This is a genomic window from Faecalibacterium hattorii (assembly GCF_003287455.1).
In the GTDB taxonomy this organism is placed as follows: Bacteria; Bacillota; Clostridia; order Oscillospirales; family Ruminococcaceae; genus Faecalibacterium; species Faecalibacterium hattorii.
The window spans coordinates 132,807-157,786 of sequence record NZ_PRLC01000001.1; the positions used below are offsets into that span (position 1 = coordinate 132,807).

The window sequence follows — 24,980 nt, forward strand, 5'->3', positions numbered from 1 at the left end:
ATCACTCGCTGAACTTGACGCCCTTGAACGCGGCATAGTCCGGCTCTGCGGGTTCCTCTTCCTCGTCCGCACCGACAGGGGCCTGAGACGGGTCGAGCTTGATCTTGAGCTGGCTCTCGTCCTTCTCCCAGAAGTCCTCGCTCTTGTCGTCCTCGGCAGCTTCCTCCTCGGCGGGGGCAGCCTCGGCCTCCGGCTGGGCCTGTTCGATCTCCTCGGTCAGGGCAGCGGCAGCGGTCTCCTCAGCCTTTTCTTCCACGGCGGGCTCGGCCTCGGCCGTCTCTTCCTTCTGGAATTCGGGCAGACGGCTCAGGGACTCCACATGGCTGCGGTAGAGGTTCAGCACATCGGACTTGAAGCGGGTCACTTCCAGACGAACGCGGTCATACTCGCGCTCCTCCGCAAGTTTTTTCTCATTTGCTTCGTTGATGATCTCATCCGCGCGGTCACTGGCCTTCTGCAGCAGCTCGTTGGCATCACGGATAATATCATCACCGCGCAGATTTGCGCGATGCAGGATCTCCTCGGACTTCTGGTTTGCCTCGCGGATGACATTCTCGCCCATCCGCTGCGCGTTGATGAGCGCGCTCTTGAGCATATCGCCGTCCGCCTCATAGTTCTCCATCTCTTTGTGGAGACGCTGGTTCTCCGCCGTCAGATCCGCGATCTGCTTGCGGAGTTCCTCTGCCAGCGTATCGTCCTGCTTGAGCTGCTCTTCGACTCGGTCCAAGAAGCGGTCCACATCTTCGGTGCGATAGCCGCGGAGGTTTTTTTCAAATTGAACGCTGCGCACGTCCTGCGGGGTCAGCATAGTAGTTTCCTCCTGTTATCATTCATACTGAAAAAACTCGATGATTGATCGGTCTTTTTTGCTTTTTCCGGGCAGTGCCGTCAGCCCGAAGCGGCCCTTGCCCCGCACGGTGAAGACATCCCCCTCGTAAACGGGCGCATGGACGCTCTCGGCGGGGAGATGATTGATCTCCACCCGCCCGGCCGTGACCAACTCCGCCGCCGCACCGCGGCTGCAGCGGAGCATCGCCGCAAGCACCGCATCCAGCCGCAGGGAGGAAACGGTCGCCGTTTGCAGCGTCCGCTCCGCCTGTGGGAACGCCGGAAGGGCATCCGGCTCCATGGGCGTGGTGGAAAGATCGGTGCGGCCCGCCTGACACAGCTCCTGACAGATGAGCTTCGCCGCCGGTTCCAGCGCGAAGACGTAAGCTGTACCCGGCGCATCGGGCGGCAGGACGATATCGCCCAGCGCCTCCCGCTTGAGTTCCAGCCCCATCAGGCTGCCGAGGTAGTCCCGGTGGGTGGGCAGTGCAGCCCCCGGCAGAGCCCGGCAGTCCAGCCGGACGCAGCACAGCGGGCTGTCCGTCCAACTGCCCTCCGGCTCGATGCAGAGCAGCTTGCGCTCCGCGCCGGGCCAGCCGCCCTCGAAATGATAGTCGGCCTCCGGCACCTCGGCGCGGTTGAGCGCCGCCTTGGCAAGATCCTGCTCCCGGTCGCTCAAAAAGCCGGAATACCGCGGGATGCCGCGGCTTTCCGCCGTGCGGGCAAGATCCTCGATGTGCCGCATGAGGTATCGTTCTTCATCGGTGCGCGCGGGGACGAACCCCCGCACGGCCTTTAGGGCAGGATCAATAGAACGCGCCATTGTTCTCCAGCTCGTCCAGCAGGTCGCCCATGATATCGACGTTGTAGGGGGTAATGATGAAGGTGCTGTTTGCCACACGCTTGATCTGACCGTTGTTGGCGTAGGCGACGCCGGAAAGGAAATCGACCAGACGGCGGGAAACTTCCTTATTGGTGGATTCAAGGTTCAGCACCACGGTGCGCTTGTTGTTCAAATGGTCTGCAATGGTGCTGGCGTCCTCAAAGCGCTCCGGCTTGACCAGAACGACCTTGAGCTGGGTGGTGGCATGGATGTTGACCACCTTGTTCTTCTTGGGGGCACCCTCTGCAGGGTCCTCGTCCTCATCATCCGCACCGATGCCAAGGCCGTTGTTGTTGTTCACCATCTGGGGGCCGTCGTCGATGTACTGATCGTCGTACTCGTCCTCGCTGCCGAAAAGGCCTTTTTTCAGACTATCCACAAAAGACATAGAAACTGCTCCTTTCATTCGGGCGGCTTGCGCTGCCTCGGCTGATTTTGCAAAGAGATGCAAATAGCTTCTACTATTATCGGATTTTTTGCCGCAGATGTCAATAACTACAAAAGTTTTCCATCGTATAAATTTTGTCCGGATACGATAATCTCGTCATAAAGGCGAACCTGACTGACCGAACCGACCGTTCCACTGGGCAAAACGATGAGATGATCGCCGTCCTGCACCTGCGGGTGGTCGGCATCCACGGGGTCGATCTTGCAGAAACGGGCGAGGTTGCCGTACTTGACGTAGACGCCGGGGATGTAATTTTCGCCCTGTCCCTCGGCCTCGGAGCCGTCGTCCTTGAGGTAATGGACGGCGGAGGCCGGGATGCGCAGACCGGTGCTCTCCCCTACGATGATCTGTGCGTTGGCCTTGTTCAGCCGCAGCACATCGCCGTTGATGACCTCGCACGAGAGGACGAAGCGGGTCAGGTCGTTCTCCTCGTCGATGTTCACCTCTTGGAGGGTGGCCTTGAGGGGCGTTTCGGCCTGACCGGGGAAGCGGATCTCAACACCGGAGCGAAGCGGTCTGCCATCCGTGCCCAGCAGCTTCTGGCCCTCTTTGGCCGAGCAGATGCCCGCATAGTACCATGTAAAGCCGGAGACGATCTTCCCCGCGCAGCCGTCCAGCGCGATCTCCGGCGAGGACTCGATGTACGCTTTCAGGTCCACCGCGCCGAGGGCAAGGATATCCTCCATCCCCGCGTTGAGGCGGCCGGAGCTGGACGAGCGGATGAAATAGCCGGTCTGCGGGGCCGTGATCTGGGTCGGAGCGCCAAGCTGGGCCTGTACGCTGGACATCTGCTGCACCAGCGCGGCGATCTGGTCCGAGAAGCTCGACACTTCCCCGGTGATGACCCAGAGCTTGTTCTGGGCCAGCAGGTAGTCCTCTTTTTCTGCGTCCGTATCCTCATAATCGGCGGTGTCCAGCGAATCCATCAAGTTATAGAGCGCAGCGGAACGGTCTTTCCGCAGCGTTTCCATCTGGGCAGAGGTGGTGTTCTGGGATTTTTGCAGCAGGTCGATCTGGTCGCCCAACTGAGTCAGCTGCTGGCGCAGCGCAGCCTGAGAGGCGTCGCTGTACACTTCGGCCACCGCTGTGCCCGCCGAGACGCGCTCACCGTCGGCCACCAGATACCCCAGCGTACCATCCCCTGCCACGTAGCTTTCGTCGAACAGGAGCACGCCCTCGGCGTCCACAGTGTCCTCCACCGTGGCCAGAAGGGCGGTCTCGTAGGTGTTGGGCGGGAGCAGCACCTGCCCCGCCTGATAGATCACATATCCCGTCGCCAGCAGCAAAAAGACGATCACGACACCCGCCAGCGTCTTCAGCGCACCGGGCAATTCGCGTTTTTCCTGCATCCTGCTCATCCTTTCGCGATAAATTCTTGGGTCAGCGCCGCCGCGCGGGCGGCAGCGTCCGGCGCAGAGGCATCCAGCCAGACCACGCCGTCCATATGGCGGAACCATGTCAGTTGGCGCTTGGCGTAGTTGCGGGAGGCCTGTTTCAGCTTGTCCACACAGGGCGTCAGTTCAGCCGCTCCCTCAAAGTAAGGGAAGAACTCCTTATAGCCGATGGCCTGTGCCGCCGTTTTGAAGCGGTCACGGTTCGCATAAACGAGCTGTGCTTCCCGCAGCAGCCCGGCTTCCATCATCTTGTCCACCCGCCGGTCGATGCGGGCGTAAAGCTGGGCGCGGTCCGGAAAATCCAGCCCCAGCACCAGCGAGCGGTAGGGCCGCTCCGGCGGGAGGGATCCTGCCTTTTGTTCGCTCAGCTTTTTGCCGGTGGCACGGTAGTGTTCCAGTGCACGCAGCACCCGTACCTGATTGTTCGGGTGGATGACCGCAGCCGCTTCGGGGTCGGCCTGTTTCAGCTCCTCGTACATGGCAGCCGGACCCTTTTCGGCCAGTTCTGCAGCCAGCTGCTCCCGCAGCCCGTCCGGCGTTTTTTCGGCGGTGAACCGCACCCCATACAGAAAGCTCTGGACATACAGCCCTGTGCCGCCCACCAAGATGGGCAGCTTGCCGCGGGCGGAGAGTTCGGCTTCGAGCCTCGCCGCCAGCGCCGTGAAGTCCGCCACGCTGAAGGTCTGGTCCGGTTCCAGAAGGTCCACTGCGTAGTGCGGGATGCCGTGGGTCTCTTCGGGGGTCACCTTGGCGGTGCCGACATCAAGGTCCTTATAGATCTGCATCGAATCCGCGCTGATGATCTCGCCGCCAAACCGCTCAGCCAGCGCGACGCCCAGCGCCGTTTTGCCGGTGGCCGTGGGGCCGACCACCGCGAGGACAGGATGTTTTTTCTCAAACGATTCGGCCAAACTGCTTTTCCAGCTCCTTTCGGGTCAATTTGAGGACGCAGGGGCGGCCATGGGGGCAGAAGGGCGGCACTTCGCCGGACAAAATTTTCTCGGCCAGTGCCATCAGCTCCTGCGGGGAGGTGTGGTCGCCCGCCTTGATGGCCGCGCGGCAGGAAATGGAGTGGAGCACCCACTCGGTCTTTTCGTTCAGAGCGTCGCGGCTGCCCTTGGCCAGTTTTGCGGCCAGCTCCACCAGCAGGTCCTCCGCGCTGCCCTGCTCCACATCCGCCGGAACGGAACGCAGGAGGACCGTGCTTCCGCCGAAATCGTCGATCTCAAGGCCCGTGCTTTCCAGCAGATCGGTGTTGGCCAGCAGGGCGGTCTTCTCCTCCGCCGACAGCTCCACCACCACCGGCTCCAGCAGAAGCTGGCTGGGAACATCGCCGTAGTTGGCGGCCAGCTTCTCAAAAAGCTGGCGCTCGTGGGCGGCGTGCTTATCAATGATGCAGACCTCATCGCCCCGCTCGGCGAGGATATAGGTCTTGAACAGTTCGCCCACATAGCGGAGGGCTTCCGGCCCTTCTTGGACATCGAACCCCATCTGCTCCGGCGTCCCGGCAGGTGTCGCGCCAAAGGAATCGGCTTCCTCGGCAGCTCCTTCGGTCGGCGCTTCCGGCTGCGGGGTCGGAGTCCACGCAGCCATGTGATCCTGCGCGGCGGGCTCTTCGCCTTCCATCTCAATGTCCAGCTGGGCTTCGCTGGAAGCGGCACGGAATGTCGGAGCGCTCTCCAAGGCCGGCTCTTCCTCTTCCGGCTGCTTCGGGCTGTGGAGGCTGACATCCGGGTTCAGCGGAGCCGAGGATGCAACCGTTGTCCATGTATGAGCCGGGGCGGAAGCGGAAGTGTTCCCGGCGGCCGGGCGGCTTTCCGCCGCAGCCGGGCGCACCGGCGGGGTCGGCTGAGAAGCCATTGTGGGTGTCGATGCTGCGGCAGGGGCTGCCGGGGCGGTTTCGTGGTGATGTTCCAGCGTTCCGGGCTCTGCTTGGCCCGGAATGATGGCAGAAAGCCCTGTAAAGTTATTCTTCTTTACAGCATTTTCTGTCAAAATATCATCGTTTGTTGAATTGTTGGATTTTTCGTTGTTCTTCTCATTCTTTGACTCGTCGAAGGTGAACAACCGCTCGCCGGTACCCGGCTGGGCCAGCGCGAGCTTGGTCGCATGGTAAACGAGGTCGAAAATATCGTTTTCGCGGGCGAAGCGGACTTCCGTTTTGGCCGGGTGAACGTTGACATCCACGAGGTCCGACGGCATTTCCAGAAGCAAGATTCCTCCGGGGAACTTGCCCTGCATCGTGGTGCCCTTGAAGGCCATTTCCATGCCCGCCATCATGGTGCGGTTGCGGACATAGCGGCCATTGATATAGAAGTACTGCATACTCCGGCTGGCGCGGCAGCTCTTGGGCTGGGTGATGAGGCCCCACACCCGGTAGACGCCCTCCCGGTTGTCCACCTCGATGAGGTCACGGCTGAATTCCCGGCCCAGAACGGCATAGGCCGCACTGCGCAGCTGGCCGTCACCGGGGGTGACGTACTGCAGTTTCCCCTCGCGGACAAATTTGAAGCTGACCTCCGGGTGGCTGAGGGCCACATGGGCGACCGTATCGGCCACGAAGGTGCCCTCGCTGGAATCCTTTTTTAGGAACTTCATCCGGGCGGGGGTGTTATAGAAGAGGTCCTTCACCCGGATGGTAGTGCCGACGCTGCGGGCACCCGGCTCGATGGGGGCGGCATCACCGCCCTCGATGCGGTAGATCGAGGCGCATTCGTCCGCCTCGGTGCGGGTCAGCACCTCCACCCGCGCCACGCTGGCAATGGAAGCCAGTGCCTCGCCGCGGAAACCGAGGGTATGGATATGGTTTAGGTCGTCCTCCGTCTGAATTTTACTGGTGGCGTGGCGGATGAAAGCCGTGGGGATGTACTCCGCCTCGATGCCGGAACCGTTGTCGCTGATCTCGATCAGCTTGACGCCGCCGGATTCGATGGTCACAGTGATCTGCGCTGCACCGGCATCGATGGCATTTTCCAGCAGCTCCTTGACCACCGACGCGGGCCGCTCAACGACCTCACCGGCGGCGATCAGTTCCGCCGTATGCTTGTCCAAAACGTGAATGACTGCCATAAGATCTCCCTCCCCTTTTTATCGTGTTCGGGTTCAGCCGTTCAGGCTGCCCTTCAAGGTCTTTTTGAGTTCGTACAGGAAATTGAGCGCTTCGATGGGCGTCAGCGTCTCCACATCGAGCGTTTCCAGCTTTTCCAGCACCTCGCTGGGCACGGCGGGCGAAGTGTACTCCTGCAATGCGTCGAAGTCCATCTGCTCCACCTTGTTCTTGGGAGCCGTGGCTTCCAGTGCACGCAGCACCTCGTGGGCGCGGCGGGTCACGCTGCCGGGCAGACCAGCCAGCTTTGCCACCTCGATGCCGTAGCTGTCATCGGCGGGGCCGCGAATGATCCGGCGCAGGAACGTGATATCTTCGCCGCGCTTCTTGACCGCGATGTTGTAGTTCTTCACCCCGTCGATGGTGCCTTCAAGGTCGGTCAGCTCGTGGTAATGGGTGGCGAAGAGCGTTTTGCACCCCAGCCCCTTGGCCGGGTCTGTGATGTGTTCGACCACGGCGCGGGCGATGCTCATGCCGTCGAAGGTCGAGGTGCCGCGGCCGATCTCGTCCAGCACGACGAGGCTCTTGGCAGTGGCGTTCCTCAAAATTTCCGCCACCTCGGTCATCTCGACCATGAAGGTGGACTGACCGGCGGACAGATCATCCGACGCGCCGATGCGGGTGAAGATGGCGTCCACCACACCCACACGGCACTCCTTAGCCGGGACGAAGGAGCCGATCTGCGCCATCAGAGCGATCAGTGCATTCTGGCGCATGTACGTGGATTTACCGGCCATGTTGGGGCCGGTGATGATGAGGCAGCGATCCGTCGAGCAGTTGAGGGCAGTGTCGTTGGGGACGAAAAGGCTCCCCTTCAGCATCTGCTCGACCACCGGATGACGCCCCTCCATGATGGTCAGTTCGTCGCCGTCGTCCACGGTGGGGCGGCAGTAGTTGTTTTCCGCCGCCGCCTGCGCCAGCGCTGCCAGCACGTCCAGCTCCGCAACGGCATTGGCTGTGCACTGGATGCGGTCGAGCTGGGCGCTGATGCTTTCCAGCAGCTCGTCAAACAGGCGGTGTTCCAGCGCGATGAGCCGCTCATGGGCACCCAAAATTTTGCTTTCCAGCTCCTTGAGTTCCTGCGTGATGTATCGCTCGCCGGTGGTCAGGGTCTGCTTGCGGATGTAGCTCTCCGGCACCATATTTTTGTAGCTGTTGCTGACTTCGATGAAGTAACCGAAAACGTGGTTGTAACCAATTTTCAGCTTCGGAATGCCGGTCTCCTGCCGCAGCCGGGTCTCCAACTGGGCCAGAATGCCCTTGGTGTTGTCGCGGATGGCCCGCAGCTCATCCACCTCGGCATGGTAGCCCTTGGCGATGACGCCGCCATCCTTCAGCGTCGAAGGTGCTTCCGGGTCCACTGCGGCATAAATCTTGTCTTTGATGTCGGTCAGCGGGTCGATCTGAGCGGCCAGTTCTGCCAGCTCCGGGCAGTTGCAGCTTTCGGCCTGACGGCGCAGCCCCGGCAGACGCTCGCAGGTCTGCGCCATGGAGAAGATCTCCTTCGGGGTGGCAGAACCGTAGACCGTGCGGGTCATCATACGCTCCAGATCGAAGATGTAGTGCAGCTCCTCGATGAGGTCGCCGCGCTGGACGGTCTGGTTCACGAGGCTCTCCACCGCATTCAGGCGGCGGTTGATGAGGGGGCTGGACACCAGCGGCTGTTCGATCCAGCTGCGAAGCATCCGCTTGCCCATGGCGGTGCTGGTCTTGTCCAGCACCCAGAGCAGGGTGCCCCGCTTTTCGCGGCCGCGCAGGGTCTCGGTCAGCTCCAGATTGGCCCGCGTGACCGGCGACAGGCGCATGAACTGCGCTTCGTTGTAGCTGAGGACCGTCTTCAGGCGCTCCACGCCCTTGATCTGGGTGGTGTGGAGGTATTCCAGCAGCGCCGCCATGGCGAAACGGACATTGCCCTTTTCGCTGATGCCGGTCTTGGCGGCCCAATCGCGGCCGAACTGGTTTTCCAGCGCAATGGCCACAAGGCCGGGGGCATAGTGTTCTTCCTCCACAAGTTCAACGGAGCAGCGCATATTCTTCTTCAAGTAATTGGTCAGCTCCCGGCAGTCGAGGCTGCCGGGATTCATCAGCACTTCGCTGGGGTGGTAACGGCACAGCTCGGTGATGACGGCGGGAACGATCTTTTCCCGCTTGAGCTCCGTGATGTGGGCCGTGCCGGTGGAGACATCGGCAAAGCAGAGGCCCGCCTGATCACTCTTGATGAAAACACTCGCAATGTAGTTGTTTTTGTCGTCTTGAAGCATACTGCTCTCAATGACGGTGCCCGGCGTGACCACGCGGATGATATCCCGCTTGACAAGGCCCTTTGCCTTGGCCGGGTCCTCCATCTGCTCGCAGATGGCGACCTTGTAGCCCTTGGCGATGAGCCGGGCCACATAACTTTCGTAGCTGTGGAAGGGCACGCCGCACATGGGGGCCCGCTCTTCCAGCCCGCACTGCTTGCCGGTCAGCGTCAGATCCAGCTCCCGCGAGGCGGTCAGCGCATCATCGAAGAACATCTCGTAAAAGTCGCCGATGCGGTAGAACAAGATCTCGTCCTTGTGTTGATTTTTGATTTCCAGATATTGCTGCATCATGGGCGACAGTTCGGCCATGGTAGTCCACCTTTCTTGCATTCCGTTGTTGTTGGGGTTTGCAGCGAGTAACCGCTTTTGCAAGGAAAACGCGGCCTGCAAAAGCGAAGCCGCGTTTTCCGTTTCACATCTGGGTCAGTGGCAGCCGCCGCAGGTGGAGCAGCTGCCGGTGCAGGAGGCGCTGGGTTCCTGCACCGTCATGGGGTCGCCGCCGTTCATGGCAGTGTTGATGATGGCGTCGATATAGTTGACGAGGTTCTCGCAGTCCTTCTTGGCTTCGTTGTAAGCCGTCATGCCCTCGTCGGCCATGATCTTGCCGTAGAGGTCGTTGACCTTCTCGTTCAGCTCGGCGATGCGGGCATCGCTGCGCTCGGTCTTGCCGATCTCGTTGTTCAGGTCCATGCGGGCAAGGTTGAACTCGCCGATCATGTTCTGCAGCTCTTCGTCTCTGTCGTTGAGCTTGCGGGCCTGATCGAGGGCGAGGTAGCGGGGGTCGGTCTGAAGTGCCATAGCAGCACGCTTGAAGAGGTCGATGCAATCCATAAGAATGTTCTCCTTTGATGTTCGTTTATTTTGAGGTGCAGCAGCCGGTTTTGCTGCCGCAGCGGGAAAAGCTCAGGCTTCGAGTTCGCCCAGCAGGACGGTAGCGCGGGCACCGGTCAGGCGGACCTGCGCATACTGGCCCATCAGGCCGGGGTCGGCGATGAACTCCACGGTCAGGTTGTTGTCCAACCGGCCGGACAGGGTACCCTCGTTGCGGCCGTAGCCCTCCACGAGGACGCGGACGGTCTGGCCTACCTGCGCCTTGACGAGATCCATGGCGATCTCGTCCTGAACCTTGAGCAGCCGGCTCATCCGGTCCGTCTTCTCCTTGCGGGGGGTGGGGTCGGGCATTTCTGCCGCCTTGGTGCCCGTGCGCTTGGAGTAGATGAAGGTGAACAGCTGCATGTAACCGACCTTCCGGATCAGGTCGAGGGTACCTTGGAAGTCCTCCTCCGTCTCACCGGGGAAACCGACGATGATGTCGCTGGAGAAGGTGATGCCGGGCACGGTCTTGCGGGCGTACTCGATGAGTTCGAGGTACTGCTCCACGGTATAGCGGCGGTTCATCTGGCGCAGCATCTCGTTGGAGCCGCACTGCACCGGCAGATGCAGGTGCTTGCACAGATGCGGCTGGGCCGCAATGGTGTCGATCAGCTTGTGGCTGGCGTCCTTCGGGTGGCTGGTCATGAAGCGGATCTGGTAATCGCCGGGCACCGAGCAGAGCAGGTTGAGCAGATCGGAGAAGTCCACCTTCTCTTCCAGCCCTTTGCCGTAGCTGTTGACGTTCTGGCCCAGCAGGGTGATCTCCTTATACCCCGCTTCCACAAGGCCGCGGAACTCGGCGAGGATATCGCCGGGCTTGCGGCTCTTTTCGCGGCCGCGGACATAAGGCACGATGCAGTAGGTGCAGAAGTTGTCGCAGCCGTACATGATGGGCAGCCACGCGCGGAACTCGCTCTCGCGCCGGATGGGGATGTTCTCCACGATGACGGGGCGCTGGGCGGGCTCCATGAGCACCCGCTTATGCTTTTGCAGCTTCTGGGCAATGAGCTGGGGCAGGGTGTCGATGCCATCCACGCCGAAGACCAGATCGACGTAGGGGTAGCTCTGGCGCAGCTTTTCCACCACATGCTTCTGGTTGGCCATGCAGCCGCACAGGCCGATCATCAGGCCGGGCTTTTTTTCCTTCAGGCCCTTGAGTGCACCCACATTGCCGAAGACGCGCTGCTCGGCGTGCTCACGCACGGCGCAGGTGTTGAAGAGGATGAGATCGGCGTCCTCCGGCTTGTCGCACAGGCCGTAGCCGATATCCACCAGCACGCCCTTGATGCGCTCGCCGTCGTTGACGTTCTGCTGGCAGCCGTAGCTGTGGACGAAGGCCAGCGGCGGGGTGTCGTATGCGCTGCGCACCAGTTCGGCGGCGGCAGTGTTATGTTCAAATGCAATGTACTCCAATGATGAAACCATCCTTCGGTTCGATATTTTCAAAAAGCTCCTTTTAGTATACCCTGTTTTGCCTCCAAGGGCAAGTAGGAAGGAGGAAATTTTCGGGTTCAGACGGCTTTCTCGGCCTGTTTTTGGGCGCAGTCCTCGCACAGGCCGAACAAAACCACGGCGCAGTCCTCGACGACGCCCTTCTGATTGCGGACCAGTTTCATCACCTGTTTTTCGTCCACATCGGCGTCCACGACGCTGCCGCACCCATTGCAGTACAGGTGGCTGTGCCAGCACAGGGTGTGGTCGAACCGGTCGGCCTTGCCGGGGATGGAAACGCGGCGCACCTTGCCCGCCTCCACCAGACTGTTCAGGTTGCGGTACACGGTGCCAAGGCTCAGGCCGGGGCACTCCGGGGCCGCTTTATCGAAAATTTCTTCGGCGGTGGGGTGGTCGCAGAGTTCCTCCACCTTCTGCAAAACCAGCTCCCGCTGTTTGGAATAACGCATAAGTTCCTCCTTTTATACTTTGTCTTCCCCTTTGATCTTGGCCCAGTAGGCGCGGGCCGCCTGTTCGTTTTTGTTTTCACCAAAGGTGTAGTATTTTGTATCCTTCAAAACATCGGGCAGATACTGCTGCTCGACCCAATGGTTCGGGTAATCGTGGGCGTATTTGTAGTTCTGCCCCTTGACGAGGGCATCCTCGCCATCAAAATGCTTGTTCTGGAGCTGGCGCGGGATGGGCCCGGTGCGCCCGGCTTGAACATCCGCGATGGCGGCGTTGATGGCGTCGTGGGCACTGTTGGATTTGGGGCTCGTCGCCACGAGGATGACGGCATCCGCCAGCGGGAGCCGGGCCTCCGGCAGACCCACCATGTTGGCCGCATCCACTGCCGCTTTCACGATGGGGATGATCTGCGGGTAGGCTAGGCCCACATCCTCACACGCGCAGACCATGAGCCGCCGACACGCCGAGGGCAGATCCCCCGCTTCCAGCAGCCGCGCCAGATAGTGCAGCGCCGCGTCCGGGTCGGAGCCGCGCATCGACTTCTGGTAAGCAGAAACGATGTCATAGTGATCGTCCCCGTCCTTATCGTAGCGCATAGCAGTGCGGCGGGTGACCTGTTCGATCATTTCCAAGGTGATATGCTTGCCCTCTGCCTCCTGCGGCGCGGCCGTCACGGCAAAATCGAGGCAGCCCAGCGCCTTGCGCAGGTCGCCGCCCGCGCTCTCGGCGAGATAGGAACAGGCCTCGGCATCCATCGTGACCGGCACGCCCTCCGCTTCCGAGAGCTTTTCCAGCGCGTTGTGCAGCCCCCGCTCCACATCCGCCGCCGACAGGGATTTGAACTCGAACACCGTGCAGCGGGACAGCAGCGCATTATAGATGTAAAAATAAGGGTTCTCGGTCGTGGAGGCGATGAGGGTCACGCTGCCGTCCTCGATGCACTCCAACAGGCTCTGCTGCTGCTTTTTGTTCAGGTACTGGATCTCGTCCAGATAGAGCAGGATGCCCCCCGCCCCTGCCAGCGTGCCGATGTCCTTGAGCACGGCCTTGATGTCGCCGGTGCCGCAGGAGGTGCCGTTGAGCTTGTGGAGGGTCATGCCGCTGTTCTCCGCAATGATGCGGGCCACGGTGGTCTTACCGGTTCCGGAGGGGCCGTAGAAGATCATGTTGGGGATGCGGCCGCTCTCGATGGTGCGGCGGAACACCCGCCCCGGCGCCAGCAGATGCTGCTGGCCGCAGACCTCGGCCAGCGTTTTGGGGCGCAAGCGCTGCGCCAGCGGTTCGTTCATCGGGGATTCCTCCTTTTGCCATCTGCGACAATTTCCTGTTTAGCTTTAGTATATCGCATTTTCTGCCGGAGGACAAGCGCTTCTTTTGAAAACGGTTCTCAGATAGCTTAAAATTCATTTACAAAACTGTCGAAACATGGTATTATCAAGCTACTCTTTTGTGAAATGAGGCGATTCCTATGGGCAAAACGGCACCGGCGGAGGATCTTTCCGCCAAAAAGGCGCTGGCGCTCACGGTCATTGACCGGCTGAAAAACGAATACCCCGATGCGGGCTGCACCTTGGATTACGACCACGCATGGCAGCTGCTCGTCAGCGTGCGGCTGGCCGCCCAGTGCACCGACGCGCGGGTGAACATCGTGGTGCAGGAGTTGTTTGCCAAGTACCCCGACGTAGCCGCACTGGCTGCCGCCGAACCGGAGGACATCGAAGCCATCGTCAAGCCCTGCGGCCTTGGGCGCAGCAAGGCGCGGGATATCTCAGCCTGTATGCGGGTGCTGCGGGACAAGTACGACTGCAAGGTGCCCACCACCTTTGAGGAGCTGCTGGCCCTGCCCGGCGTGGGCCGGAAGAGCGCGAACCTCATCATGGGCGATGTATTCGGCAAGCCCGCCATCGTCACCGACACCCACTGCATCCGGCTGTGCAATAAGATCGGCCTTGTGGACGGCATCAAGGAGCCGCAGAAGGTGGAGATGGCGCTGTGGAAGATCATCCCGCCCGAAGAGGGCAGCGACCTGTGCCACCGCTTCGTCATGCACGGCCGGGCTGTCTGCAACGCCCGCAGACCCGAATGTAAAAACTGCTGCCTGAACGATATCTGCCGGTATGCGGCGGAGCAGAAGGCGGCACAAACCAAGGAGGTCTCATTATGATCACACTCTCGATCCTGATCGTCATCGCCCTCATCTGCGCTTTCGTCGGCTGTCTGATGGGCCTGTTCTCCCTTGTGGGGCTGCTGGTCTCGCTGGTCATCGGCGTACTGGTGGGCGCACTGGCCGGGTACATCGCAGGCCGCTTTATGGGCACCGAGACATCCTTTGCCCGCAACGCCGTTCTGGGGGTGCTGGGCAGCTTCGTGGGCGAGTTTCTGTTCGGCATGGTCGGCATCCACGCCACCGGGTCCTTCAGTTCCTTTGTCATCTCCATCCTCGGCGCCTGCGTCTGCATCTGGGTGGACAATAAGCTATTCAAGGGCTGATCTCCCGGAGCTGTCAGCGCTCTGCATTTGCTCTCCCGTTTGGGAGAGCTTTTTTGTTTTCTCCCCTTGACAGATATATCGACGCGCGATATAATGCGATTACGATATATCGTATGTCGATACAAAGCGAGGCGATATAATGGAAAATTTGGCTCTGACGGAATCCACTTACTACATCCTGCTTTCCCTCTACCACCCACAACACGGTTACGGCATCATGCAGCAAACCGAACAGCTCTCCGGAGGGCGCGTGCGGCTGGCCGCCGGGACCTTGTACGGTGCTTTGAACGCACTGTGCGAAAAAGGCTGGATTTCTCCCCTGCCCATGGAAAGCGGGAGCCGGAAAAAAGAATATCAGCTGACCCCTTCCGGGTTCGAGGCACTCAAGCGAGAGTTGACCCGGCTGGAAGAACTGGTAACCAATGGCCGCAACATTTTACAGGAGGAATAAGCGTGAGCGAGACAAAGAAACTCCACAAGGTATTCTGGGTCTGGGAATACGAAAAAGAAGAACGCTGGCTCAACGAGATGGCGCAGGAAGGCTGGGCTTTGAAAAAAGCCAGCCTCTGCACCTATGTTTTCGAAAAGACCGAACCGGGCGAATACATCATCCGGGTAGAAACACTGGACAACTCTTCTGATTTTGAAAATTTCATGGAGGAGCTTGGGGCCGAATCCGTTGGCCGCTGCTTCCGCTGGGGCTACTTCCGCCGCTCCGCTGAACAGGGCCCCTTTGATATGTTTTCGGATATGGATTCCCGTATCGCTCATTTGAATAAAATCGGGAAGGATGTGAAACTTCTCTGCCTTGCAAACCTTGTCATCGGTATCTGCAACACCTTCAACGGGACTTCCTTTTCGTGGATGAACCTTCTCTGCGCCACCCTCCTTGCCTACGGGCTGGGGCGCATCCGTGGTAAGCAGGACACCTTGGAAGAAGAGCGCGCACTCCACGAGTGACCATTTTCACTTTGGAACGTCGTTTTTTCAGAGTTTTCAAAAAGTTCATCTTTACCCGCTTGCATTCCGGTGCAGGCGGGTATATTATTATCGCACGCAAATAGTTATCATATGTTAAGTATTTGCAGCAGACAACAAACGAGGAGGTTCCCCATGCCGAAGGAAAACGCTCCGGAGCTGTTCGGGCTGTTCCACTATCTCCACCAGCTGAGCTGCGAAACCAAGCGCGGGATGAAGGCATCGCTGAAAGAGTGCCCCAGATGTCATTTCATGATACTGGAAGGCGTTCTGGCGAACATTGAACAGCACGGAAAAGATGGAAGCATCTATGTTTCCGACCTAGCCGCCGCCATCCGGCAGCCGATGCCCGCTGTTTCACGCGCACTGCGCCAGTTGGAGCAGGATGGGCTCATCGAGCGCATCACTGACCCGAACGACCGCCGGAAAACGCTGGTGCGGGCCACCGAAAAGGGCCTTGCTGCCAGCCGCCAGTGCGAGACCGCCCTGAACAACTATTTTTCCGGGGTGATGCAGCATCTGACGCCCCAGCAGCGTGTCCAGTTCCACGAGCTGAAAGATGCTCTGTTGGACGCTGTGACCGCAGAAAACGCGGAACAACAATCAATTTTGAAGGGAGACAACCAAGATGGGTAAGATCTTCAAGCAGTTGGCCCGCCACTGGGCCGCCTGTCTTGTCGTGGTAGCCTTGCTGATCGTACAGGCGTACTGCGACCTTTCCCTGCCGGACTACACGAGCAAGATCGTGGACACCGGCATCCAGCAGGGCGGCATTGAAAGCCCCCTGCCCCAGACCCTGCGCTCCTCCACGCTGGACGCCCTCTCGCTTCTGATGAGTGAGGAAGACGCCGCTGCGTTTGAGAACGCCTACGAGTATTACGTTCAGGACGACGGCGTTTTGAAACTGCGCAGTGACCTGACCGCCGACGAACGCGCCGCCCTCGAAGAGGCCGTGACTGTGCCGGACATCGTGCTGTATATGACGGCTTCCCAAACCGCCAACGGCACCGGGATGCCCGCCCAGAGCCTGACCCCGCTTTCGGAGTATCCGCCGGCTTCGTCCGGTGGGGAAGCCGCCAGCAGCGCCGCTTCTCCTACGGCAGAGAGCACCGACGAAACGGAGACCGTCGCCCCCACTGCTGACGACCTCGACGCCGTGTGCGCCCAGTTTGCCGCCATGGCCCAGATGCCGGGCTTCTCCCGCGAGATGATCCAGCAGCAGTTGGCCGGTGCACTGGCGCAGATGGACGAGACCACCCTTTCCAGCATGGCCAGTCAGGCCACCCTCCTCGTCAGCTTGGAGTACGAAGCGCAGGGCGTCGCCCATGACGTCCAGATGCAGTACCTCTTCCGGGTGGGCGGGCAGATGCTGGGCCTGACCCTGCTGATGGTGGCCGTGGCCATTCTTGTGGGCCTCATCGCCTCCCGCGTTTCCGCCGCCATCGGCCGCGACCTGCGCCGGGAGACCTTCTCCTCGGTCATCCACTTTTCCAACGCGGAGATCGAGAATTTCTCCACCGCTTCCCTCATCACCCGCACCACCAACGACATCCAGCAGGTGCAGTTCGTCTGCGTCATCCTGTTGCGGATGGTGGCCTACGCGCCCATTTTGGGCATGGGCGGCATCTTCCATGTGGTGCAGGGCAACACCGGCCTTGCATGGATCATCGTGCTGGATGTGGTGCTGCTGCTCACTCTCATCGCCTTTTTGATGAATTTCGCCATGCCGAAGTTCAAGATCATGCAGACCTTGGTGGATAAGCTGAACCTCGTCAGCCGCGAGATCCTGACCGGCGTGATGCCGGTGCGCGCGTTCAGCCGCGAAAAATTTGAGGAAGAGCGCTTCGACAAGGCCAGCCGCGAGCTGATGGGCACCCAGTTGTTCACCAACCGCGCCATGGTCGCCATGATGCCTTTTATGACCCTCATCATGAACGGCACCAGTCTGCTCATCGTCTGGTTCGGCGGCAAGGCCATCGATGCGGGCAATATGCAGGTGGGCGAGATGATCGCCTTCATCACCTACACGATGCAGATCGTCATGTCCTTCCTGATGCTGGCCATGGTGGCCGTGATGCTGCCCCGCGCCGGTGTCGCTGCAGACCGCATCGACGAAGTCTGCCGCACTGCCGCCTCCATCCACGACCCCGACGAAGCCACGGCCAAGCCCGCGCTGGAGCGCAAGGGCTGGAAGGGCGTCGTCAAGTTCGAGGACGTGAGCTTCCGCTTCCCCGGCGCCGACAGCGACGCGCTGGAGCACATCAGCTTCACCGCCGAGCCGGGCCAGACCACCGCCATCATCGGCTCCACCGGCTGCGGCAAATCCACCCTGCTCAACCTCATCCCCCGCTTCTATGATACCACCGGCGGCAGAGTGACCGTAGACGGCATCGATGTCCGCGACATGCCGCAGGAAACGCTCCACAGTCTGCTGGGCTATGTGCCCCAGAAGGGTGTGCTGTTCAGCGGCACCATCGAGAGCAACCTGAAATTCGGCGGTGAGCAGATCACCGACGCCGACATGAAGAAGGCCGCCTCCATCGCACAGGCGGAGGAGTTCATCAGCACCAAGCCCGACGGCTACGCCAGCCCCATTGCGCAGGGCGGCTCCAACGTTTCCGGCGGCCAGAAGCAGCGGCTTTCCATTGCGCGTGCCATCGCGAAGGATCCGCGCATCTATCTGTTTGACGACAGCTTCTCGGCGCTGGACTACAAGACCGACGTCACCCTGCGCCGGGCGCTGAAAGCCCAGACCGACAACGCCACCGTCATCATCGTGGCACAGCGCATCTCCACCGTGCTCCACGCCAACCAGATCCTCGTTCTCGACGAGGGCCGTCTCGTCGGCGTGGGCACCCATGCACAGCTGATGGCCTCCTGCCCCGAATATCAGGAGATCGCCCGCAGCCAGCTGAGCCAGAAAGAGCTCGACCTCAAAGACCTGAACAACGGAAAGGAGGGTGATTGATATGCCAAGACCCGGACGCCAGACCACCGAGCGTGCCAAGGACTTCAAGGGCACGCTGCTCCAGTTGGTCAAGGCCATGAGCACCTATAAGATCTCCCTCATCGTCGTCATCGTCTTCGCCATCCTCTCCACCGTCTTCAACATTGCCGGCCCGAAGATCCTCGCCAAGGCCACCACGGCCCTTGCGACCGGCTGGATCGCGAAGCTGCGCGGCATTGGCAGCATCGACTTCGGCTATATCGGCAAGATCTTGCTGATCCTGCTGGCGATGTACCTCTGCTCGGCAGCGTTCAGCTTCATTCAGGGCTGGCTGATGACCGGCCTTTCCCAGAAAGTCTGCTACGACTTCCGCCGCCAGATCAGCGAAAAGATCAACCGCCTTCCCCTCGCCTACTTTGAAAAGCGGACCGTCGGCGAGGTGCTCTCCCGCATCACCAACGATGTGGACACCCTCGGCCAGAGCCTGAACCAGAGCATCACCCAGCTCATCACCAGCGTGACGACCATGATCGGCGTGCTCATCATGATGCTGTCCATCAGCCCCAAGATGACCCTGATCGCGCTGCTCATCCTGCCTGTTTCGCTGGCGCTGGTGATGCTGGTGGTCAAGTTCAGCCAGAAGTACTTCAAGGCCCAGCAGGCCACCTTGGGCGTCGTGAACGGTCAGGTGGAGGAGGTCTACTCCGGCCACAACGTCATTAAGGCGTTCAACCGGGAAGCCCGTGTGCTGGCCGATTTCAACGCCGTCAACGATAAGCTCTTTGAATCCGCTTGGAAAAGCCAGTTCCTCTCCGGCCTGATGCAGCCCATCATGAACTTTGTGGGCAACCTCGGCTATGTGGCCGTGGCCATCGTCGGCAGCATTTTTGCCGCCAACGGTACCATCACCATCGGCGACATTCAGGCTTTCATCCAGTATGTCAAGAACTTCACCCAGCCCATCCAGCAGCTCGCGCAGGTGTCCAACATGCTGCAGAGCATGGCCGCTGCCGCCGAGCGCGTCTTCGAGTTCCTGAATGAGCCCGAAGAAGACCAGCTCGCCGACCCGGCCCGCCGGGCAGACCCCGCCAGCATCGATGGTCAGGTCACCTTCGACCACGTCAAGTTCGGCTATGTGCCCGAAAAGACCATCATCCACGATTTCAGCTGCACCGTCAACCCCGGCGAAAAGGTCGCCATCGTCGGCCCCACCGGCGCAGGCAAGACCACCATGGTCAAGCTGCTGATGCGCTTCTACGACGTAGATTCCGGCTCTATCACCCTGAACGGCCACGACATCCGCGATTTTGACCGCAGCGCCCTGCGCGAAGGCTTCGGCATGGTGCTTCAGGATACGTGGCTGTTCAAGGGCACCATCATGGAGAACATCCGGTATGGCCGCCTCGACGCCACCGATGAAGAGGTCATTGCCGCCGCCAAGGCTGCCAACGCCGACCACTTCATCCGCACCCTGCCCGGCGGCTACCAGATGGAGCTGAATGAGGACGCCTCCAACGTCAGCCAAGGCCAGAAGCAGCTGCTGACCATTGCCCGCGCCATTCTGGCCGACAACCGCATCCTGATCCTCGACGAAGCCACCAGCAGCGTGGACACCCGCACCGAGCAGCGCATTCAGACCGCCATGGACAACCTGATGCGCGGCCGCACCAGCTTCATCATCGCCCACCGCCTGTCCACCATCAAGGACGCCGACCTCATCCTCGTGATGCGGGACGGCGACATCGTGGAGCAGGGCACCCACGATCAGCTGCTGGAAGCCGGCGGCTTCTACGCCGACCTCTACAACAGCCAGTTTGAAGATGTGGTAGACTAATTCCGCACTTCCTTCTCTGTGAAAATCCCTCAGATTTCGTCTTGAAACCTGAGGGATTTTCTTTTGTCATTCCGTGGCGGATGTGCTATAATCATTTCTGTGTCTTGAAGTAGGAAAGGAGTTTGAAACTCAATGGAAACTGCAACCAGACCCTACGCATTCAGCCGGAAGGTGTTCTGCGAGGGGATGCGGGACGGCGTGCCCATCGCGCTGGGCTATTTCGCCGTCTCATTTTCGCTGGGCATTGCGGCCCGCAGCGCTGGCCTGACCCCCATCCAAGGTTTTATTGCCAGCTTGTTCAACAACGCTTCTGCCGGCGAGTACGCCGCATTTTCGCTGATCGCCGCCGGGGCCACCTATGTGGAAGTGGCCATCATCACACTGATCGCCAACGCGCGGTATCTGCTGATGAGCTGCGCACTGGCCCAGCGGTTTGCCCCCGGCACGCCCTTTTTCCACCGGCTCATCATCGGCTACGATGTCACCGATGAGCTGTTCGGCATCACCATCGCCCGGCCGGGCTGCCTGAACCCGTTCTACACCTATGGCGCCATCACGCTGGCTGCCCCGGCATGGGCCATGGGCACGGCGCTGGGCATCGTGGCGGGCAACCTGCTGCCCCTGCGGGCCGTCAGTGCGCTGAGCGTGGCGCTCTATGGCATGTTCCTCGCCATCATCATTCCCCCGGCCCGGAAGAACAAGGTCGTGGCGGCGCTGGTAGCGCTGAGCTTTGCTCTCAGCTTCGCATGCAATTACCTGCCGGGGATCGCGTCTCTCTCCGACGGCACCCGCACCATCCTGCTGACGGTGCTGATCTCCTGCGGGGCGGCGCTCCTGTTCCCCGTGAAAAATAATGCAGAGGAGGCCGCACAATGACCTACAACAATTGGATCTACATTGCCGTGATGGCCGCCGTTTCTTACGCCATCCGCGTGCTGCCGCTGACTTTGATCCGCAAACCCATCAAGAACCAGTTCATCCAGTCGTTTTTGTACTATGTGCCCTATGTGACCTTGGCCGTGATGACCTTCCCGGCCATCGTCAACGCCACCCAGAACCCGGTGGCCGGTGCGGTGGCATTGGTGGTCGGCATTGCAGCCGCATGGTGCGGGGCCAGCCTGTTCCAAGTTTCGGTGGCCTGCTGCGCCGTGGTCTTCGTGATCGAGCTGTTTTTGGTGCACTGAGGGATGATGATGCAGAAAATTCTTGTTTCCGGTGCGGGCGGCTTTGTCGGGGCCCGCGTGATGCACCTCTGGCGCGGGCAAGCGGAGCTGACGATCTTCCCCCGCGGCTTTCTGGCCTCTGCCACGGAGGAAGAGGTGATCCGGTTCGCCGCACAGGTGCAGCCGGATGTCATCCTGCATCTTGCCGCCCTCTCCGACACCGGCTACTGCCAGCAGCACCCGGAGGAAAGCCGCCGGGCCAACGTGGAACTGCCCTGCTGGATGGCAAAGGCCGCGAGGGCGGCCGGGGCAAAGCTCGTGGCGTTCAGCTCCGATCAGGTCTATGCCGGAGTCACACAGGACGGGCCGCTGGCGGAAACGCTTCCGCTCTCCCCGGCCAACGTCTACGGGCAGCACAAGCTGGAAGCCGAGCATCGGGCACTGGAACTTCTGCCCGATGCCGTTTTGCTGCGGGTGCCGTGGATGTACGATTTTCCGGGGAATGACCTGCCCATCCGGGGCAATCTGCCGCTGAACCTGCTGCGGGCTGCGCAGGACGGCACCCCTGTGCAGTTCAGCCGAAACGACTGGCGCGGGGTGAGCTTTGTGCGGGAGATCATCGAAAACCTGCGTTCCGCCCTCGCCCTGCCCGGCGGGGTATACAACTTCGGCAGCGGGAACGATGCCAACATGGCCGAGACGGCGAAGCAGTTTGCCGAGCAGATGGGCATCACGGTGAAGTTCGAACCCGCCGACTGGCACCGCAACCTGCTGATGGACGGCAGCAAAGCCGCCGCGCAGGGCATCCGCTTCCGTTCCACGCTGGACGGTTTTGCGGAGTGCCTCAAATATGATCACGCTTAAAAAATCCTCTGGAACGACAGACGCCATTCCAGAGGATTTTTTTATTACAGCAGGATGCAGATAAGCCCGCTGCACCCGTCGTTGATGACCTTTTCCAGCGTATCCTGCAAGCGGCCCCGCGCCTCCTGCGGCATATGCAGGAGCTTGTTCTGCAGCCCCTCGTTGACGAGCTCATGCAGGCTTTTGCCGAAGATGTTCGACTCCCACAGCCGCTCCGGGTCGGACTCGAAGTCGCCGAGAAGGCTCTGCACAAGGTCTTCGCTCTGCTTTTCGGTGCCGACGATGGGGTTGATCTCGGTGTGGATGACGGCTTTGAGCATATGGATGGAAGGAGCGCTGGCTTCCAGCCGGACGCCGTACCGCCCGCCCTGCCGGATGATCTCCGGCTCTTCCAGCGAGAGTTCGTCGATGGTGGGCATCACGATGCCGTAGCCGGTGGCTTCCACCTGCTCCAAGGCGCTGCGGATCTTCTCATATTCGCGCTTGGCCTTGGCCAGCTCAATGATGCAGGGCATCAGGCCCGCTTCGTCGCCGATGGCAAGGCCGGTCTGCTCACTGAGGACGCGGTAGAACACATCCGGTTTGAGCAGCACCGTTACCCGCACCACGCCCTCGGAAAGGTTCATCCCGCTGAGGGCAGAGCGCTCCACCGAATCGCTGGCAAGGGCCCCGGCGCTGTTTTGGGCCGGGACGTCCTTCATCCGTGCGATCTGCTCTGAAAACTCCATGGCAGCGGTATAAATTTCCGTTTGCAGCCAGTGGCCGCTGTCCAGCATCGTTACCCAGCGGGGGATGGCGAAATCCAGCTCCCGCACCGGGAATTCGTAGAGCACCCGGCGCAGGATTTCGTGCAGGGCGGCCCGGTCAAGGTCGATGCAGCTCACGGGGAGGACACTGCGCCCGTAACTCTGTTCCAACTGAGCGGCCAGCGCCTGTGTCTCCGGGGCGTCGGGGTGGGTGCTGTTGAGCAGGATGACGAAAGGTTTGCCCAGCGCTTCCAGCTCCTCCACCACCCGCTGTTCGGCGGGAAGATAATTTTCCCGCGGGATCTCGCTGATGGTTCCGTCGGTGGTGACGACGATGCCGATGGTGGAGTGGTCCCGGATGACTTTGCGGGTTCCGGTCTCGGCGGCAAGGTCGAAGGGGATCTCCTCGTCGAACCACGGGCTTTTGACCATCCGGGGCTTCTCGTTTTCCTCGTGGCCCATGGCTCCGTCCACCATATAGCCCACGCAGTCGATGAGACGGATGCGGCACTCTCCCCCGCCCTCCAATTGCAGCGGGACCGCGTTCTCCGGGATAAATTTCGGCTCGGTGGTCATAATGGTGCGGCCCGCAGCCGACTGGGGCAGTTCGTCCCGTGCGCGGAGGCGGGCGTCGTCGTTTTCAATGGCGGGCAGCACCAGCTGCTCCATGAATTGCTTGATGAGAGTGCTTTTGCCGGTGCGCACCGGGCCCACCACGCCGATCAAGATCTCGCCGCCGGTGCGGGCACCGATCTCGCGGCAGACCGTGGCTTCCAATCGTTCCTGTTTCTCCAAAATGGTCTCCTCCTGTCCGCGTCTGCGTTCTCAGAAGCAGTGTATTCGGCGGCACGGCGGAATAGTACAGCCCCTCCCATTTCTCCGGGAGGGGCTGTGAAGATCGGCATGATTTATAGCAGCTTGATGGCAACGGCTTCGCTGGTGCGGTCCTGCGCGTCGGTGGTCTGCTGGGGGTCGTCGAGCATATAGCGGAGCAGCAGCACTTCGGCCACGTAGAGCACCGCCACTTTGATGGGGATGCTGCCGGAGTCCAGCGGGCTTTCCTGTGCGCCGCAGAGCAGGACCACATCGGCCAGCGCTGCGCCGGGTGAGTCCTCGTAGTGGGTCAGCAGGATGATCTTGGCCCCCGACGCCTTGGCGGTGCGCAGGGTCTCCATCATATCGCGGGTCGCACCCGAATAGGAGACAAAGAGCACCACGTCCTCTTCGGTCATCAGGCTGGCGGAGAGCAGCTGCAGGTGGCTGTCCCCTGCGGTGCGGAACTTATTGGACAGGCTGGAAAAACGGGCGCAGATGTCGTTGGCCAGCAGCATACTGCCGCCCTGCCCTAGGCAGAATACCTGCTTGGCGGCACGCAGCAGATCCACCGCCTGATCCACCGCATCCGGCGAAAGGGCGTTCTGGGTGCCGTTGATGGCGGTGATGAACAGCGCGCTTGCGTGTTCGCAGAGCTTGGCCGTGGTCGTGCCCGGCTCCGGCTCCGACTGGTTGATGAGCGAAGCGGTCACATTGGCCTGTGCCAGCGCGATGCGCATCTCGTGATACCCCTCGAACCCCAGCGCCCGGCAGAAGCGGAACACGGTAGCTTCCGCCACATTGCAGGCCCGCGCCAGCGAGGAGATCGAAAGGTACTGCGCTTCGTCGGCGTGGTGGATCAGATAATCGGCCACCATCCGCCCGGATTTGGTCAGTTCGTCCTGCCGTTGGTGCAGCAGCTCCCAGAAATTCGTAGACATGTGTTCTTCTCCTACTCCTTGCCCGACCCGGTGCCCGCAGCCCGCCGACTCCATTGTCGGGATTTGCTCTTTCTCATAGGAAAGTATAAAAGAATCTTTCCCTCTTGACAAGAGGCGCTTTTATCACAAAATTCCTCCGGTTTTCTGTGCAGAGCATCCAATTTTCCTTGAAAAGTATGACTCATTTAGGAAAATTCTTTTCAAAATCGTCCATTTTCAACCCTTTCTGACGCGAAAACAATTTTCAGCATTCAAAAACGTTTCATTTTCAAAATAGTTACAAAATAGATACAATCGCCAAAAATACCACCGTTTTTGTGGAAATTATCGCATAATCTGCTCGATTTGGTGGATATGAACAAGAAAACTTTTTCAAAGTTGTGCATTGTGCAGATAGACAAAATGAAAAGAATTTTCTATAATAAGGCCAACAACCGTGGCTTGGCACGATAAGCCGCGACACATTTGAT

The 24,980-nt window shown here is 60.4% G+C and carries 23 protein-coding genes; 10 read left to right on the top strand and 13 right to left on the bottom strand.

Annotation, left to right across the window (positions count from 1 at the left end; all coding sequences use genetic code 11):
- Position 1: 1 nt before the first annotated feature.
- The 11 genes from C4N23_RS00745 to C4N23_RS00795 form a co-directional block, all read right to left on the bottom strand.
- Positions 2-808, bottom strand: coding sequence for a DivIVA domain-containing protein (locus C4N23_RS00745; protein WP_097838649.1), 807 nt, complete (start codon positions 806-808; stop codon positions 2-4).
- 18 nt (positions 809-826) lie between these two features.
- The gene (locus C4N23_RS00750; RefSeq protein WP_112143368.1) at positions 827-1,651 is read right to left on the bottom strand and encodes a YlmH family RNA-binding protein; all 825 of its coding nucleotides are present in this window, start codon (positions 1,649-1,651) and stop codon (positions 827-829) included.
- On the bottom strand, positions 1,635-2,099 hold the full coding sequence (locus tag C4N23_RS00755; protein ID WP_055188194.1) for a cell division protein SepF: 465 nt from the start codon (positions 2,097-2,099) through the stop codon (positions 1,635-1,637). Before C4N23_RS00755 ends, C4N23_RS00750 begins: the two co-directional genes overlap by 17 nt.
- A 107-nt stretch (positions 2,100-2,206) precedes the next feature.
- A complete protein-coding gene (locus C4N23_RS00760) occupies positions 2,207-3,508 on the bottom strand; it encodes a biotin/lipoyl attachment domain-containing protein (RefSeq protein ID WP_242983686.1) in 1,302 nt (433 codons plus the stop codon).
- A gap of 5 nt (positions 3,509-3,513) precedes the next feature.
- Positions 3,514-4,464: a tRNA (adenosine(37)-N6)-dimethylallyltransferase MiaA gene (miaA, locus tag C4N23_RS00765; protein WP_112143372.1), complete on the bottom strand. Its 951-nt coding sequence runs from the start codon at positions 4,462-4,464 to the stop codon at positions 3,514-3,516.
- Positions 4,448-6,622, bottom strand: coding sequence for a DNA mismatch repair endonuclease MutL (gene mutL / locus C4N23_RS00770; RefSeq protein ID WP_112143374.1), 2,175 nt, complete (start codon positions 6,620-6,622; stop codon positions 4,448-4,450). The genes miaA and mutL overlap by 17 nt, the downstream gene beginning before the upstream one ends.
- Positions 6,623-6,655: 33 nt before the next feature.
- Positions 6,656-9,271: a DNA mismatch repair protein MutS gene (gene mutS, locus C4N23_RS00775; protein ID WP_112143376.1), complete on the bottom strand. Its 2,616-nt coding sequence runs from the start codon at positions 9,269-9,271 to the stop codon at positions 6,656-6,658.
- Between the two features lie 114 nt (positions 9,272-9,385).
- A complete protein-coding gene (locus C4N23_RS00780; protein WP_055188203.1) occupies positions 9,386-9,793 on the bottom strand; it encodes a YlbF/YmcA family competence regulator in 408 nt (135 codons plus the stop codon).
- Between the two features lie 72 nt (positions 9,794-9,865).
- Positions 9,866-11,248, bottom strand: a complete 1,383-nt coding sequence (miaB, locus tag C4N23_RS00785; RefSeq protein ID WP_112143378.1) for a tRNA (N6-isopentenyl adenosine(37)-C2)-methylthiotransferase MiaB — start codon at positions 11,246-11,248, stop codon at positions 9,866-9,868.
- A gap of 98 nt (positions 11,249-11,346) precedes the next feature.
- Positions 11,347-11,736 carry a Fur family transcriptional regulator gene (locus C4N23_RS00790; protein ID WP_097838643.1) on the bottom strand — a complete coding sequence of 130 codons (390 nt, stop codon included), beginning with the start codon at positions 11,734-11,736 and terminating at the stop codon, positions 11,347-11,349.
- A gap of 12 nt (positions 11,737-11,748) precedes the next feature.
- Positions 11,749-13,023, bottom strand: a complete 1,275-nt coding sequence (locus C4N23_RS00795; protein ID WP_097838642.1) for a replication-associated recombination protein A — start codon at positions 13,021-13,023, stop codon at positions 11,749-11,751.
- A gap of 179 nt (positions 13,024-13,202) precedes the next feature.
- On the opposite strand from C4N23_RS00795, the gene C4N23_RS00800 reads away from it, so the two are divergent.
- From C4N23_RS00800 to C4N23_RS00845, 10 genes are all read left to right on the top strand, one after another.
- The gene (locus C4N23_RS00800) at positions 13,203-13,898 is read left to right on the top strand and encodes an endonuclease III domain-containing protein (protein ID WP_181567049.1); all 696 of its coding nucleotides are present in this window, start codon (positions 13,203-13,205) and stop codon (positions 13,896-13,898) included.
- On the top strand, positions 13,895-14,224 hold the full coding sequence (locus tag C4N23_RS00805) for a GlsB/YeaQ/YmgE family stress response membrane protein (RefSeq protein ID WP_112143382.1): 330 nt from the start codon (positions 13,895-13,897) through the stop codon (positions 14,222-14,224). Before C4N23_RS00800 ends, C4N23_RS00805 begins: the two co-directional genes overlap by 4 nt.
- A gap of 139 nt (positions 14,225-14,363) precedes the next feature.
- Complete coding sequence (locus C4N23_RS00810) at positions 14,364-14,675, top strand: PadR family transcriptional regulator (RefSeq protein ID WP_112143384.1); 312 nt, start codon at positions 14,364-14,366, stop codon at positions 14,673-14,675.
- 2 nt (positions 14,676-14,677) lie between these two features.
- Positions 14,678-15,184 carry a DUF2812 domain-containing protein gene (locus C4N23_RS00815; protein ID WP_112143386.1) on the top strand — a complete coding sequence of 169 codons (507 nt, stop codon included), beginning with the start codon at positions 14,678-14,680 and terminating at the stop codon, positions 15,182-15,184.
- 153 nt (positions 15,185-15,337) lie between these two features.
- Complete coding sequence (locus C4N23_RS00820) at positions 15,338-15,838, top strand: MarR family winged helix-turn-helix transcriptional regulator (protein ID WP_242983687.1); 501 nt, start codon at positions 15,338-15,340, stop codon at positions 15,836-15,838.
- A complete protein-coding gene (locus tag C4N23_RS00825) occupies positions 15,831-18,170 on the top strand; it encodes an ABC transporter ATP-binding protein (RefSeq protein WP_112143388.1) in 2,340 nt (779 codons plus the stop codon). The genes C4N23_RS00820 and C4N23_RS00825 overlap by 8 nt, the downstream gene beginning before the upstream one ends.
- Before the next feature lies 1 nt (position 18,171).
- Positions 18,172-19,983, top strand: coding sequence for an ABC transporter ATP-binding protein (locus C4N23_RS00830; protein ID WP_112143390.1), 1,812 nt, complete (start codon positions 18,172-18,174; stop codon positions 19,981-19,983).
- A 132-nt stretch (positions 19,984-20,115) separates the two neighbouring features.
- On the top strand, positions 20,116-20,859 hold the full coding sequence (locus C4N23_RS00835; RefSeq protein WP_112143392.1) for an AzlC family ABC transporter permease: 744 nt from the start codon (positions 20,116-20,118) through the stop codon (positions 20,857-20,859).
- Positions 20,856-21,167, top strand: a complete 312-nt coding sequence (locus C4N23_RS00840; protein ID WP_112143394.1) for an AzlD domain-containing protein — start codon at positions 20,856-20,858, stop codon at positions 21,165-21,167. The genes C4N23_RS00835 and C4N23_RS00840 overlap by 4 nt, the downstream gene beginning before the upstream one ends.
- 3 nt (positions 21,168-21,170) lie before the next feature.
- The gene (locus tag C4N23_RS00845) at positions 21,171-22,010 is read left to right on the top strand and encodes an SDR family oxidoreductase (protein ID WP_242983688.1); all 840 of its coding nucleotides are present in this window, start codon (positions 21,171-21,173) and stop codon (positions 22,008-22,010) included.
- 44 nt (positions 22,011-22,054) lie between these two features.
- Here the strand turns inward: C4N23_RS00845 and spoIVA are convergent, their stop codons facing one another.
- Positions 22,055-23,551 carry a stage IV sporulation protein A gene (gene spoIVA, locus C4N23_RS00850; protein WP_055188228.1) on the bottom strand — a complete coding sequence of 499 codons (1,497 nt, stop codon included), beginning with the start codon at positions 23,549-23,551 and terminating at the stop codon, positions 22,055-22,057.
- A 113-nt stretch (positions 23,552-23,664) separates the two neighbouring features.
- The gene (locus C4N23_RS00855; RefSeq protein WP_055188231.1) at positions 23,665-24,510 is read right to left on the bottom strand and encodes a MurR/RpiR family transcriptional regulator; all 846 of its coding nucleotides are present in this window, start codon (positions 24,508-24,510) and stop codon (positions 23,665-23,667) included.
- Positions 24,511-24,980 lie beyond the last annotated feature (470 nt).